We start from the raw sequence: 14,168 nt of genomic DNA, 5'->3' as shown, positions 1-14,168 counted from the left end.
CGCGACGTATGACCGTGTCCAAAACTGAATCGGTTGGTTCAGCGGCGGGATACCCATTAGGTGCCATAGAACGGAGATTTGGAAAAGTGAGCATTCAGACGGGGTGGAGCAATTGGGCGGGAACACAAACATGCCAGCCCGAATCGGTCGTGAAGGCAGTATCTGTTGAGCAGGTGAGCGAGACAGTCAAGGACGCCACAAAACGGGGGATTTCGGTTCGACCGGTGGGGGCCGGCCATTCGTTTGCTCCCTTGGTGCCCACCGACGGAATCGTGCTCGACATCTCGGCTATCTCCGGAATCGTAGACATCGACAGGGAAGCGGCACAGGTGCGGGTCAAGGCAGGCACCCCCATCTGGGCGATGGGGGAACCTTTATGGGACGCCGGCCTGTCCTTGAAGAACCAAGGAGCAATTGATCTCCAGACGATCGCCGGTGCCATTAGCACATCCACCCACGGGTCAGGACTGCAGCTTACGGCCCTGTCGGGATCGGTTATCGGAGCAGAGTTGATAACTGCGGCCGGCACACTTGAACGAATCGGACCGGACGATCCACGTCTGCCTGCTCTCCGGGCGTCCATGGGCATGCTTGGCATTCTTGTGAGCGTAGATCTGCAGCTTGAGCCCGCATTCAAGTTGAAGGAATCATTGACTTTCCACCCCTTTGCGGAGGTTCTCAGCGATTGGGATGAGAGGAACCGGACGCACCGACACTTCAGTTTCGTACGCGGCCCCATGTACGACATGTCCGCTGAGCTGCCCCCGCTGCCCCGCGATCTGGATGCTCCAACGCTGGTACGGACCTACGACACAGTCCCAGTAGACGCTGAAGACGATCCGACACCAGGCGCACGCGTCAACCGCCCATACCGCATTTACCCTGATCTGTATTCCACGCCATGGGATGAAGTGGAGTATTTCCTCCCTTACGACAAGGCGCAGGATGCGATATCGGCCTGCCTGCCCATCTTGGATCGTTTCCCGGATGATTTTCCGCTGGAGGTGCGGACGGTAGCAGGAGACGAATCATGGCTCTCCCCGATGTTTGGCAGGGATTCCGTGGCTCTTGGTTTCTGCAGGACGTTCGGCGCCGACAATCTGCCCTTTTTCCAAGCGATTGACCGTGCAATGTCCGAATTCGATGCCAGACCCCATTGGGGCAAACAACCATATTTTCTTGCCCCCGACCTCCTGCGGTCCCGCTATCCCAAATGGGACGACTTCAATGCTGTGCGGAGGGCGCTCGACCCCAACGGTACCTTCCTAAACGCTCCCTTGCGGGCGTTGTTCGGGTAGGAGCAGGCAAAGGAAACGCATGGCTGTCGCCGGACCGGATGTCCGGCGACAGCCTGGCAATCATGCGGTGCAAAGCACATGCCGTGGATTCACGGTGTACTTTCACAGGAGGCCCGTCCCAGAAGGAAGTCAAGACATCCAGGCCCCTAACCGTCAGCTTGGGTGTGGTTCTACCTGACGGAAACACTGGGGGACCGCGGTGCTCGGTGGGCTGAACGAAGGATCGGGCGCTCACGTCCGATCGAGGACGGTGGGCTGCCCAACCCGCAAGGAATCCAACAGTGACTACTGTCACTTTTTTGGCCATCAGTATGACAGCCATCACAATTTCTTGCCTTTGTACTATTGGGATGCTCGGCAGGGAGTGGTGTTGTTTATGTAACACCCTTAGCACCAGCGAAGGGCGTGTCACCAGCTAAGAGAGGGCTTCCCATGCCGGGTTATGTGAAAAACAAAGAAGAAGTGCAGCGAATCGAGGACTTCGTTGCGCCGTCCAGGTTTACCTGCGACGAAATCGGAGTCTACTTCAAGACGACCTGGGAGTACGCAAAGTCTGTCTTGCCTCCCATCTTTGAGCCACTGGGCGACGAGGAAGCAGGAACTTGCAACGCGTATGCAAACGTCACCCAGTACGAAAGCGCCTACTGTGGGACTTTCGACGGAGCAATTGTCTCAATCCTCTGCAAGTACGGCGACATCGAGGGCTACTGGATGTTGACTGAGATCATTTCTCCGGAACTTCCCGTAGCGATCGGACGCGAGCTCTGGGGTGAGGTCAAGAAGAACGGCAACGGGCGAATCTGGCGCGATGGGGCTAACGTCCGCGCAACAGGAGACAGACGTGGCATCCAGCTCATGGAAATCAACGCCGACATCACCGGCCCGGACCATGGCCCACACGTGGTTGACAGCAACGGTTTCGACATCAAGATGTTCCCCCACTCCAACGGTCGTGGCCTCCAGTACCCGCCCCTGCTGAACATTTGGGACATCAAGTATGAGTACACCTCCTACCGGGAAGGAACCGCCACACTCGAGTGGGGCCACTCCAAATGGGATCCCACGGACACCATCCCCATCGTGTCCATCGACAAGGCAATCGACGCCCAGTTTGCCGGCTACTGGCCTCTCGGGCAGCAGATCGAACTGGAAGACCCTGACAACATCTACGCCGGGTACATGTGGGGCCGCGGCTTCGACGATCCCACCTGGATGCCGATCGCACACCGGTTTAAGGGCCTGGACCAGCTGAACCCTGATCCCGACCGTCAGACAGAGCAGCTCAACGCATAGTTGTAGCCCACGCCCAAGCTCCCGCCGGGGCGCAAGCCGCCCACCCGGCCGGTGGCGCCCGGGAATCGGATTCTGACAATGGCGGGGTTGCCGTGAAGTACAACCACGGCAACCCGCCCCGATCACCAGAAAGGAAGCCGCTATGATCTGGCCGCTTCTCCTACTCGCCACCGCAGCTGAAGTGGCCGCAACAACTCTGCTTCCAAGGACCAACGAGTTCAGGAAACTGAAACCCACCCTGGCGGTCGCAGGCCTGTACACCATCGCGTTTGCCTTACTGGCCCAGATCCTGCAATTCACCGACATGGGTGTCGCCTACGCACTCTGGGCAGGGCTGGGAACTGCGGCCGTCGCGGCCGTAGGCGTCATGTTCCGAGGCGAAAAAGCCGGTTGGAAACATGCCCTGGGGATGGGACTCGTCGTGGCCGGCGTCGTCACTCTCAATCTTCAGGGCGGACACTAAGCCGCCGACAAGCCCAAGGCCAGTCCGCCGGTCTTCCCAGTCTCGTGCTGGCTCTCATCCCATGAACTAGGACACTGACATGCAAACGAATCAACGACTTTCCGACACAACCGTCCTGATCACCGGGGGAGCACGGGGAATGGGGGCCAGCCATGCCGAAATCCTCGCCCAGCGTGGAGCAACGGTCGTGATTGGGGACATACTCGACGAGGAGGGAAAAGGTTTCGCAAAAGATGCCGCTTCCAGGGGCCTATCTATCCACTACCTGTACTTGGACGTCACGGATGAAGCATCCTGGTTTGATGCGGTCAGGGAAATCAACGAATCCTTCGGCCAGATCAACGTGCTGGTCAACAACGCCGGCATAACCGGCACGCCCGGTGGCTTTGAAATCGAGGGACCGTCCGACTGGGCCAAGACCGTCGCAGTGAATCAGACCGGCGCCTACCTCGGGATGCGGGCCGTCGTTCCTTCCATGCGGCGGGCTGGAGGCGGGTCCATCATTAACATCTCCTCCATACTCGGCTACATCGGGGACGGAGAATACTTCGCCTACAACGCCACAAAGGGCGCACTACGACTCATGACGCGCAGTGCCGCCGTCAAACTCGCCCCGGAAAACATCCGCGTCAACACAGTATGTCCAGGCATGGTCCAGACACCCATGAATGAAGCCGAAGTCGACGCGGACTCATACGTTGCCGCCACGCCCATGAAGCGAATGGCTGCCCCGGCGGAGATATCCCACGCCGTCCTGTTCCTCGCATCAAAGGAATCATCGTTTGTGACTGGAACCGATCTCATTGTGGATGGGGGGTACCTTGCACTCTAAGGAAGAAACCACCCAAAATGACCCGGCAGAGCCAGATCTACGGAAGAAGCCAGTCACAGGCTGGCTGTTCCTCGCAGGAGCGATCGTCACCGAAATCACAGGCACGATACTTCTCGACTTCTCAGAGGGCTTTCGGCTCCCTGTGCAGACAACAACGGCGCTCACCCTTTACGCCCTGTCCTTTTACCTCCTGACCCGTGCGCTTAGATCCGTCTCTCTGAGCATTGCTTATGCCACCTGGTCCGGGATCGGCACGGTGGCCGTGGCACTTGCCGGAGTCCTCCTACACAACGAAGTGATCTCCTGGGGGAAAGCCGCAGCCATAGCCGCCATCATCGGCGGAGTTGTTCTTCTCAACTTCGCCAACCGGGCAAACCAGCCCTGTCCTAGCACCTGAACGGCCACGCTGGACGACCAATACCAATCCTCTCTGACACATCTTCTGCCTGAATCTAGGGGATTCAGCTGCAGTGACGCGTCTACCCCAACACCCGGCAACTCTTCGAACGCGCCGCACACACATCTTGAATCACCCCCAAGGAGCCAGTTATGAGCACCCTCAACGAATTAGCGGCAGGCCCGGGCTCAAAGCCCGGGACACCCTCACGCCGGCTGACCGGAAAACTCAGCACGTTTGACATCGTCTTCACCGTCCTGGCCTTCAATGCACCCTTGTCGGTGTTTGTTGGGTTTATTCCCGTCATCATTGGATCCGGAAACCAGCTGGGGGCACCCACCGCTTACCTCGCAGCAGGGGCGTTGATTCTGGTCTTTGCCGTCGGATTCACCTCGATGGGCCGGCACCTTCCCAACCCCGGCGCCTTCTATGCCTACATCACAGCAGGTTTGGGCAAGCCCCTGGGACTTGGGGCATCTTTCCTGGCTATTGTGTCGTACTTCTTCATCCTGGTTGGAGGCTACGCATTCGGCGGCATCTCACTGGAAGCGCTGGTAACTGACGTGCTTGGCGGCCCGGAAGTGCCGTGGTGGGCCTATACGCTGCTGCTGATGACAATCGTCGGAACCCTGGGGTACTTCAAGATCACTCTTTCCGCGAAGATTTTGACGGTTTCCATGATCTTCGAAGTGATCCTGATGGTGGCCTTCGATGTTGCTGCCTTCATCAACGGTGGTCCGGAAGGGCTCACGACGGCACCCTTTGAACCGGCGAACATGCTGTCGGGAAACATCGGGCTCGCCCTCCTCTTCGGCATTGTCTGCTACGCCGGATTCGAAGCCACCGCTGTCTTCCGCGAGGAAGCCCGTAGCCCGGAAAAGACCGTGCCCCGGGCAACCTACATCGCCATTCTCTCCATGGGTTCTATCTACGCCCTGACGGCATGGGCACAAATCATTGCCATCGGTCCCGGGACCGTCGTTGAAGCTTCTGCGACAGACCCCACCGGGACGGTCATGGGCGTTGTCTCCCAGCTCCTGGGCAAGATCGTCATGGATGTGATGATCGTGCTTCTCTGCTCGAGCATCTTCGCGGCCAACCTGGCCACGCATAACATCAGCGCCCGCTACCTCTACTCCCTCAGCGTCGACCGTGTCTTTCCGGCAGCCCTCAGCCGGGTTCACAGCCGCCACGATTCCCCCCACGTTGCGTCCCTAGCCACCAGCGTGTTTGCAGTGATCTTCTTGGCAGTCGTAGTGATCGCGGGAGCCCCGGGCGCAACACTCTATGCGGTCCTAGTAGGAGTCGGCGGCTATGCCCTGATCCTCCTGCTGATCCTCACCAGCGCAGCCGTCGTCGTCTACTTCCACAAACGTCCCGAACTCAAGGTCAACCGCTGGAAGAGCCAGGTTGCACCCGTCGCCGCGACGCTGGGTCTCATCGTCGCCGGCGTCCTCGCCACCCAGAACATCGCAGTAATGATTGGAGGCGACGAAACCCTGGCGGCATTCCTGATGGCACTGTTCTACGGATGCCTCGTCATTGGAATCATCCTGGCGCTGATTTTCCGCCGCACCAAGCCTGATACCTACGCCCGCATCGGACGACAGGACGTCTGAGCCCCGCTGCCTGCAGCTGCGCTGCACGAACCCTGAAAGGAAAGACATGAACTCCAACGACCAACCCGTAGCACTGATTACGGGGGCAGCGGGCGGCATTGGCAGAGCTACGGCGCTCGAGCTGGCACGAACGCATGCGGTCATCATTGTGGACCGAGATCAACGAGAGCTTGAAAAGACCGCAGCCCTGATCGTGGAGGCTGGCGGCCGCCCCGCAGCCTTCGTTGCCGACGTTACTGACCTGGAATCAATGCGGCGTGCAGTGGAAGACGGTCAGTCGTTCTTGGGCACGATCAGCGCGACCGTAGCCTGCGCCGGCGTGGAAGTCCAGGGAAGTGTCCTGGATCTTGGGCTGGAGGAATGGAACCGTTCCCTTGCGGTCAACCTAACGGGAACGTTCGTGACCGCAAAGACAACCGTTGATTCGCTGATCAAGACCCGGGGGACGTTCACTGCGATTGCCTCGGACGCAGGGACAAATGGTGCCCAGGGGTACTCGGCTTATGTAGCTGCAAAACACGGAGTGGTCGGGCTGGTTCGGTGTCTCGCGTTGGATTTCGGCCCCGTCGGTGTGCGCAGCAACGTCATTTGTCCCGGCTTCGTGGAAACACCCATGGCGAAGAGACTCTTTGCGAAAAGCTCCGAAGAGGAGGTGCAGTTCTACAAGAGTTCTGTGCCGTTGGGCCGTTTCGCGAAGCCCGAAGAAATTGCGGCCACTGTTCGCCACTTTATGGAATCCACCTATGCCAACGGAACGGTCTACGCCGTCGACGGTGGTGCTACGGCCGGCTACTTCGTTGGATCCGACCAATCCCACCCCGCCGCCCCCGTGTGATCCTCCCCCTCCGTGGGATTTGAAAAGCAACTGCCGTGCAGCACCGACAAGGTGCTGCACGGCAGCGCCATTTCTCAGGAAAATTCTGCACCCGATCAGTCTCGTCCCGACCCCGAGCAATAGCGCAAAGAAGTGCACGGCCGGGACTTCACTTCACGCCCCCTCGGGGGTACCAGAGTATGAAAAATGCCCGCATTTCTTGCATTTTCAGCATGGAGTTGGGATTTTTGGTCGCATATGGTCGATGTTGAACGCGATATTTCCAGTGCTGTGAGGCGTTCCTTCTGAAACCTCTGGAATTTTCGCCCATCCACGGATGGCGTCCGGCTTGAGGACACCAACGTGACGAATCCCCACCTAGGAGTTCCTATGAATCACGCACATCCCCGCGAAGTGATTCTTTCCCTCAGCTGCCACGACACTCTTGGAATCGTCCATGCAGTATCAGGTTTCCTGGTATCGCATGGGTGCAACATCCTCGCCAGCCAGCAGTTCGACGACGCGTCCGAAGACACGTTCTTCATGAGGGTTCATGCAACCTATCCGGGGACGGTATCAATTGGTGACTTGAAGACGGCATTCCGGGCCACAGCGGATGCCTATGGCATGTCCTGGACCATGGCTGACACCGCTGACCGTCCCAAGGTAGCGCTGATGGTGTCCAAAGCCGAACATTGCCTCAATGACCTTTTGTTCCGCTGGCGGGCAGGCCAACTGAAAGTCGATTTTTCCTTTATTGCCTCGAACCACCAGACGCTCCAGCCTGTGGCCGACGCCCACGGGATCCCGTTCTTCCACATCCCTGTCACACCTGAGACGAAACCTGCAGCAGAAGACAAGCTGCTCGCCCTCATTGACGAACACCAAGTGGACCTGACCGTGCTGGCCCGCTACATGCAGGTCCTCAGCGACGAGCTCTGCCGGAAACTTGCCGGCAAGGCCATCAACATCCATCACTCGTTCCTCCCCGGCTTCAAGGGCGCCAGGCCCTACCACCAAGCCTTCGACCGGGGGGTCAAGCTCGTAGGCGCCACCGCTCATTACGTGACCGGAGAACTGGACGAAGGGCCGATCATCGAGCAGGAAGTCCTTCGGGTCGGGCACGACTACAGCCCGGCGCAGCTCGCGGTTACAGGCCAGGACGCCGAGCGGCTTGCCTTGTCGCGGGCTGTCCAGTGGCACGCCGAACAGCGAGTCCTGCTTAACGGCCACCGCACCGTCGTCTTCAACTAACTACCAACTTCAACACCCTTGCCACGCAGGGCACTGACCATCACAGAAGCGAGAACCCCATGGACAGGCTTGTCGACCGCAGCATCAGCGCCAAAGCATTCACGGACACGTCCCACGACCCCCTGCCCGCACGAGTCCGGACCGTCATCGTTGGCGGCGGCATCGTCGGCGCCAGCATCGCCTATCATCTCGCCGCGGCGGGGGAGAGCGACATCCTTGTCTTGGAGAGCAACGTCCTCGGCAGCGGCACCTCATGGCACGCCGCCGGTCTCGTGACGGGCGCGCGCGGCTCGACAACCATGACAAAGCTCGCAAAGTACGGGCTGGAGTTCTACGGCAAGCTCGAGCAGATGTCCGGCGTTGACGTCTCATTCCAACGCTCAGGGTCCCTCAGCGTGGCCCGTACAGCCGGGCGGGTCGATGAGATCCTTTACGCAAAGGATGTCGCCGGCCAGCAGGGTTTGCGAACAGAATGGCTAACCGAAGACCGCTTTAAAGAAGTGTGGCCTCTGGCCAGCCATGAAGGGGTCCTGGGCGCGCTACTGCTGCCGGATGACGGACACATCAACCCTGGGCACGCAACTGTTGCCTTCGCAAAGCTGGCTCATGAACTGGATGCACAGATCCGCGAAGGCGTAAAGGTCGAAAGGGTTCTGCGCGAAGGGCACCGGGTCGTCGGTGTCCTCACAGATCAGGGCACTGTGCACTGCGAACGGGTGATCCTTGCCTGCGGGCTGTGGACCCGGGAACTCGCTGCGACGGCGGGGGTGAAGGTGCCGTTATACGCGGCCGAACACGTTCACGTCCGCTCCGAACCTATAGATGGGGCGGGTCCGGCGCTGCCCGTATTCAGGGATCTGGACAGCAGTTATTATCTGCGCCATGAGGCTGGGCGTCTTCTGGTGGGAGCGTTCGAACCCGATGGCCTGCCGCGACCTGTCGAAGACATTCCCGGCAATGGATTCGCCGAGTTCGAGCCGGACTGGGACCACTTTTCTCCGATCCGGTCGAAGGCAGAAGCAACCGTCCAAGCGCTCACGACGGTCGGGTATGACCGATTCCTCAACGCCCCGGAGAGCTTCACCCCTGACGCCAATTTCGCCATTGGTGAGACCGCGGAAGCCCCGAACCTGTACGTGGCGGCGGGCTTCAACTCACAAGGAATCATCTTTGCCCCTGGAGTGGGTAAGGAACTGGCGGATTGGGTTATTTCAGGAACTCCCGGCTTCGACTCGTCCAGTGTAGACGTGCAGCGCTTCTCAAGGCACCAAAACAACCGCAGGTACCTGCAATCACGAACTAAAGAAGGCCTGGGCCGGCTGTATGCCATGCACTGGCCGAGCCTGCAGATGGACACGGCACGAAATGTTCGCCGCACGCCCTTGCATTCCAGGCTGGCAGAGCTTGGAGCCTGTTTTGGTGAAGTCAACGGCGGAGAACGGGCCAACTGGTACGGCGAGGCTGGAATGACGCCCAGCTATGACTACAGCTACGGCCGTCCGACCTGGTTTGAGCGGGTCGCCGCCGAACACAAGGCAGCCCGTGAAGGCGTAGTCCTCTTCGACCTCAGCCCATTCGCCAAGTTTGAAGTTGCCGGTCCTGACGCTCTGGCGGTGTGCCAGCAAGCGACGACGGCCAACGTCGATGTACAGCTCGATAAGGCTGTCTACACCTTGTTCCTCAACGAGGCTGCCGGGATCGAACTTGACGGCACGGTGACCCGCCTGGGTGCGGACCGCTTCCTGGTAGTAACGCCATCCTTTACCCAGCAAAAGACCCTGACCTACCTTCAGCGCCTTGCTGAGGGAAAGGCAGCGGCTGTTTTCGATTGCACTGCGGGACTTGCCACGATCGGCGTCATGGGACCTAAGAGCAGGGAACTGCTCTCCAGGGTTTCACCTGAGGACTGGTCCGACGAGGCCCAGGAGTACACCCATGGCCGGATGGTAGAGATCGCGGACGGCTACGCCTACAGCCTGAGGGTGAGCTTCGTGGGGGAACTCGGCTACGAGCTGTACCCCAGTGCCGACCTGGCAGTAAACGTCTTTGATGCATTGTGGGAAGCCGGCCAGGATCTGGGCATCAAAATGGCTGGCTATCATGCTTTGGATTCGCTGCGCAGCGAAAAGGGCTTCAGGCACCTTGGCCACGACATTGGCCCTATCGACGACCCCTACTCGTCGGGTCTGCGCTTCACGGTGGCCCTCGACAAACCAGGGGGTTTCGTTGGAAGGGACGCGCTGCTCAAGCTGGACCCCGCTGCACCAGAACACCGCACGGTTTATGTGGCGCTGGAGGACCCGGAGCCCGTGTTTGTCCACGATGAGACCGTTTACTGCAACGGTCTCCCCGTCGGCCGCATGACCAGCGGCAGCTACGGCCACACGCTCGGCCGAGCCGTGGGCATCGCAGCCATCAACCCTGATACCGACCTCTCCGGTGCCTTCGAAGTTCAATGCAAGGGACAGAACTACGCGGCAACGGTCTCACGGCGACCGTTCTATGACCCCAAGGGCGAACGGCTCCGCGGCTAACAATCACGCCTGCGCACTGCACCGCCTCCCGAAGAATCGGCGTACGCGGGCCAGCGCCGGTCAAACAGAACCTCAGCATCAAGTAAGGAGCAAAAGATGGCAGGGAATCTACTGGAGAAAAACGCCGTGGCGGGCAGACCAGGGCGCGTCCTGGATGGGAAAGCAATGGCAGGGGCCATCAAGAGCGAATTGGCTCACCGCGTTGCTGCGCTGAAGGAAAGCGGCACAAACGTCGGGCTTGGAACGGTCCTGGTTGGCGACGACCCTGCAAGCCGCTCCTATGTCGCAGGAAAACACCGCGACTGTGCGGAAGTAGGAATTAAGTCAATCCGGAGGGATCTTCCAGCGGCCATCTCCCAGACCGAACTGGAGGCCGTTCTGGAAGAACTGAACGACGACCCCAGAACCACCGGCTATATTGTCCAGCTTCCTTTGCCAGCCCACATCGATCAGAACGCCATCCTGGAAAAAATTTCGCCGGAGAAGGACGCCGACGGCCTGCACCCAACAAATCTTGGACGACTTGTCCTCAATGTTGGTGCTGACCTTAGCTCTCCTCTACCTTGCACTCCCAACGCCATCGTGGAGCTGTTGGCCAGGCACGGGATAGCACTTCAGGGGCTGGAGGTTTTGGTCATAGGACGGGGGGTGACGGTCGGTCGTCCGCTGGGCCTACTCCTGACACGCCGGGCTATCAACGCCACTGTTACTTTGGCTCATACAGGATCGCTGGACCTGCCCGGCCTGATAGCCCGCGCGGATGTCGTTGTTGCCGCTGTAGGCGTGCCGGGACTCGTTAAAGCCAGCCAACTGAAGCCTGGAGCGATTGTATTGGACGTTGGCGTTTCGCGCATTGTTGATGAGGACACCGGAAAGGCGGAACTCAGGGGCGATGTTGAAGCCGACGCCGGCACAGTCGCCAGCTGGATATCGCCCAATCCCGGGGGAGTTGGTCCAATGACCCGGGCCATGCTCTTGGCTAATGTCGTGGAAGCCGCTGCGCGGAAGTCCTTGACTTCAACCTGAGCGTCAGCGGCGATATGGTTTCGCCGGATGCGGCACGGCGCCGCAGGCTCGCAACACCTGTACGCGTGCTTCCGTGCCCGCTTTCGGTGAAGGAAAAGGAGCTGCACACGTTGTAGCTCCCTCTAAGCAGGGCGCGCCCCATTTCGTTTGGAAACGGGGCGCCCTCTGCTTACGGGAGGCAATCCAATTCTCCAGCGCCCATGGCACCGGTGATGTTCGGAGTTCTGTTAGAGGAGGTCCGCCAAAGCGTCTTCCGCGGCGGGCTTGCGCTTATGCGCAACGACGAAGGCCAGGAAGGCGACTAAGGTCAGGACTAGCGCGATCCACGGGAGTGCTCCGAAGACACCCTCACCTGCGCTTGTTAGCGCGTAGTAGAGCACGTAGGCGCAGGCGCCCCCGCCGACAATAAAGGTCGCAACCAGTACTGGATTCGGGCGCCCTTCCCGGACCACTAAAACCACAGCAGCCACGGATGCCAGTACGTACGGCAGCAGGTAGCAGTAGGAAAACAGTGTGTAGAGATACACAGATGACTCCAACGGCGGGGCAGACGAAACCAGCTGCAGGGTGATGGGAATTCCCGCAGCGATGAATGTCATAAAGAACACCGCAGCCGAGGGAGAGTGATGACGCTTGTGGATGCGCGAAAGCTTGTTTGGCAGGAGCCCTGCGGACGCCGCGGTCGCCACGATACGTGAGCCATAGTTGAACGTCGCGATAAGGCCAGCGAATGTCGCTGCCGCGAGGAGGAGGTCCAGCGGTGCCGCCAGATACCCCACCCCGCCGATGTGCGCCAGAACCGCAGCGGGTGATTCACCGGCCGCCAGCTGGTCCAGGCCGGCTCCCAGTGACGGAATCTGAAACCAAAGGGTCAGTATGTATGCCGAACCGGTGACACCCAGAAGCCACAAGACCAATCGGGGCACATTGCGTTTAGGATTCCTGGTTTCGCCCGCCATGGCACTCAATCCCTCAAAGCCCACGAAGTAGGCAAGCGCGATCAGGGTTCCCTGCAGGATGGCATCCCACGACATTGCCTCGCTGCCGAAATCGAATTGAGGCGCCAGGGAGTAGCCTTCAGTCGCTTCTGCCGCCGCCACCGTAACCCAGATGACGAAAGGGATGCCGATGAAGGACAGAACTGCAGATACTTTCACTGAAGCGTCCAGCCCCCGGTAGGCGATGGCCCCCGCGATGACAGCTATGACAATGGCCGAAAGCGCTTGACCCATCGGCGTCGCGGCCCAGTCCATACCCATTTGAACCAGGAAACTGGAACTGAAGATGACAACGCCCGTCACAACAGCTGCCACAGCGATCAGAATGCCCACGACATATCCCGCGCCAACGAGTGCTCGGGCGTAGGGGCCCAGCACTGAGGCCACATAAGACATCAGCCCGCCGGTGGCTACAAGGCGCCGCGAGAACGTCGTCACCATGGCACCGATGGCACAGGCACCCAGAAAGGCGATGAGCATCGACACCCAGGAAGCATCGCCGGCATAGACGATCATGTAGCCTCCGGCCAGAGCGATCCCGGGGCCGATCTGTTGGGCGGAAAGCCCAAGGATGGTTACGGAAAGAAGTGATGCCTGACCGTGCCTGAGGGTTGTTTCATCAGTTTGCGGCGGACTGATCGCGTTGTGTTGCTGTGTCATGAGAGTCTCCATGGACTTGACGGAAGGATAGGCTGGCACGAGTGTGGCCAGCGGAACACCATAGGCCTGGCACCCATGGCTCAGGCCAGGGCCAGTGTGGGAACGTCCTGCTTGAGCGTTGCTTCTTCAGTGTGGCGGCCGGCGGTCTCGCGCAGGTCCGGCCAGTCGTCGTACATGCGGCCAAGGATGTAGGGCGCGTAGTCGTGGCCGTCGTCGTTCAGATTGACGACGTCGACGATCTCCCACGTCATCCTTCCGCCCGTCATTCCTCCCCCTGTAAATTCGCCAAGGGGGACACTGCCGATGCCGGGGTCCCAGGGGGAGCCCTTGAGGACGATGTGCGGGTTGTGGAGTTCCCGGTAGCGGTTCACTGTCGAGCCGAGCTTGAAGACGACCAGTTCGCGGTCTTTGAGCGTGAACCCGTTAGCGCCGAAGTGGCCACGGAGTTCAAAGTAGAACTCCTCCTGGAAGGGCTGGGCTCCCTGTTCCGGTCCCATTTCGGCTTGGAACTCCATGATCCGGTGGTTCTTGCGTTCGACGAACGCGAACAGGGTGTCGCCGTCGTCGAACGAATCGATCGTTCCCAGCTTCTTCGGCATGCCCCAGAGCTCGCGTCCGGTCTCGAGGTTGACTTCCTCGGTCTCCAAAACGCTGAGGTAGTAGATTCCTTCGGCGTCACCGAACTTGGCGTTGATGTGGATCATGGCGCAGCGGTCCCGGCCTGTTCTGTTCGTGCGGCCGTTCGCGACCTCCATGAAAGACATGAAGGATACGGTCACTTCAGGTGTATCCGTGGGTTCCAAACAAGGCGGCAGCACCGAACGTGCGAATTCCTCGGAAGTGGAGAAGGTGAGGTACGAGTACGTGTTGCGGGTCGCGAGGCCCTCGTAGTAGCCGAAGTATCGCTGGATCTGTTCTTGTGTCCAAACGTAAGTCATTTGCGAATTCCTGTTCGTGAGTGTCTGCTTGCGGCCACTGGT

General features: G+C 59.7%; 12 protein-coding genes. 10 read left to right on the top strand and 2 right to left on the bottom strand.

Translation table 11 applies throughout. From position 1 onward, the window contains the following. Positions 1–86 precede the first annotated feature (86 nt). From AC1DDO_RS17020 to AC1DDO_RS16975, 10 genes are all read left to right on the top strand, one after another. Positions 87–1,298 carry a D-arabinono-1,4-lactone oxidase gene (locus tag AC1DDO_RS17020; RefSeq protein WP_476972354.1) on the top strand — a complete coding sequence of 404 codons (1,212 nt, stop codon included), beginning with the start codon at positions 87–89 and terminating at the stop codon, positions 1,296–1,298. A gap of 462 nt (positions 1,299–1,760) precedes the next feature. Then, entirely contained in the window at positions 1,761–2,591 is an 831-nt protein-coding gene (locus AC1DDO_RS17015; RefSeq protein WP_476972353.1) for an acetoacetate decarboxylase family protein, read from the top strand. A gap of 142 nt (positions 2,592–2,733) precedes the next feature. Further along, the gene (locus AC1DDO_RS17010) at positions 2,734–3,054 is read left to right on the top strand and encodes a DMT family transporter (RefSeq protein ID WP_441410113.1); all 321 of its coding nucleotides are present in this window, start codon (positions 2,734–2,736) and stop codon (positions 3,052–3,054) included. A gap of 79 nt (positions 3,055–3,133) precedes the next feature. Then, positions 3,134–3,886, top strand: coding sequence for an SDR family NAD(P)-dependent oxidoreductase (locus AC1DDO_RS17005; RefSeq protein WP_441410112.1), 753 nt, complete (start codon positions 3,134–3,136; stop codon positions 3,884–3,886). Next, on the top strand, positions 3,876–4,283 hold the full coding sequence (locus tag AC1DDO_RS17000) for a DMT family transporter (RefSeq protein ID WP_441410111.1): 408 nt from the start codon (positions 3,876–3,878) through the stop codon (positions 4,281–4,283). Before AC1DDO_RS17005 ends, AC1DDO_RS17000 begins: the two co-directional genes overlap by 11 nt. A gap of 152 nt (positions 4,284–4,435) precedes the next feature. Next, a complete protein-coding gene (locus tag AC1DDO_RS16995) occupies positions 4,436–5,902 on the top strand; it encodes an APC family permease (RefSeq protein ID WP_476972352.1) in 1,467 nt (488 codons plus the stop codon). A gap of 46 nt (positions 5,903–5,948) precedes the next feature. Next, on the top strand, positions 5,949–6,737 hold the full coding sequence (locus AC1DDO_RS16990) for an SDR family NAD(P)-dependent oxidoreductase (protein ID WP_476972351.1): 789 nt from the start codon (positions 5,949–5,951) through the stop codon (positions 6,735–6,737). A 369-nt stretch (positions 6,738–7,106) separates the two neighbouring features. Next, positions 7,107–7,970 carry a formyltetrahydrofolate deformylase gene (gene purU / locus AC1DDO_RS16985; protein WP_441410108.1) on the top strand — a complete coding sequence of 288 codons (864 nt, stop codon included), beginning with the start codon at positions 7,107–7,109 and terminating at the stop codon, positions 7,968–7,970. A gap of 59 nt (positions 7,971–8,029) precedes the next feature. Beyond that, positions 8,030–10,504: a GcvT family protein gene (locus AC1DDO_RS16980; RefSeq protein ID WP_476972350.1), complete on the top strand. Its 2,475-nt coding sequence runs from the start codon at positions 8,030–8,032 to the stop codon at positions 10,502–10,504. A gap of 96 nt (positions 10,505–10,600) precedes the next feature. Beyond that, complete coding sequence (locus tag AC1DDO_RS16975; RefSeq protein ID WP_441410106.1) at positions 10,601–11,530, top strand: bifunctional methylenetetrahydrofolate dehydrogenase/methenyltetrahydrofolate cyclohydrolase; 930 nt, start codon at positions 10,601–10,603, stop codon at positions 11,528–11,530. A 227-nt stretch (positions 11,531–11,757) separates the two neighbouring features. On the opposite strand, the gene AC1DDO_RS16970 is transcribed toward AC1DDO_RS16975, so the two are convergent. Further along, positions 11,758–13,188, bottom strand: coding sequence for an APC family permease (locus AC1DDO_RS16970; RefSeq protein ID WP_476972349.1), 1,431 nt, complete (start codon positions 13,186–13,188; stop codon positions 11,758–11,760). 80 nt (positions 13,189–13,268) lie between these two features. Continuing rightward, positions 13,269–14,126, bottom strand: a complete 858-nt coding sequence (locus AC1DDO_RS16965) for an acetoacetate decarboxylase family protein (protein WP_441410104.1) — start codon at positions 14,124–14,126, stop codon at positions 13,269–13,271. Positions 14,127–14,168: the final 42 nt, after the last annotated feature.

The organism is Arthrobacter sp. 10N43, assembly GCF_056394525.1.
This window is presented reverse-complemented; position numbering and strand designations above follow the sequence as displayed.

Coding starts and splice junctions, on each gene's coding strand:
- AC1DDO_RS17005 (WP_441410112.1), top strand. CDS start 3,134: ATGCAAACGAATCAACGACTTTCCGACACAACCGTCCTGATCACCGGG.
- AC1DDO_RS16975 (WP_441410106.1), top strand. CDS start 10,601: ATGGCAGGGAATCTACTGGAGAAAAACGCCGTGGCGGGCAGACCAGGG.
- AC1DDO_RS16965 (WP_441410104.1), bottom strand. CDS start 14,126: ATGACTTACGTTTGGACACAAGAACAGATCCAGCGATACTTCGGCTAC.
- AC1DDO_RS16995 (WP_476972352.1), top strand. CDS start 4,436: ATGAGCACCCTCAACGAATTAGCGGCAGGCCCGGGCTCAAAGCCCGGG.
- AC1DDO_RS16970 (WP_476972349.1), bottom strand. CDS start 13,188: ATGACACAGCAACACAACGCGATCAGTCCGCCGCAAACTGATGAAACA.
- purU (WP_441410108.1), top strand. CDS start 7,107: ATGAATCACGCACATCCCCGCGAAGTGATTCTTTCCCTCAGCTGCCAC.
- AC1DDO_RS16990 (WP_476972351.1), top strand. CDS start 5,949: ATGAACTCCAACGACCAACCCGTAGCACTGATTACGGGGGCAGCGGGC.
- AC1DDO_RS16980 (WP_476972350.1), top strand. CDS start 8,030: ATGGACAGGCTTGTCGACCGCAGCATCAGCGCCAAAGCATTCACGGAC.
- AC1DDO_RS17010 (WP_441410113.1), top strand. CDS start 2,734: ATGATCTGGCCGCTTCTCCTACTCGCCACCGCAGCTGAAGTGGCCGCA.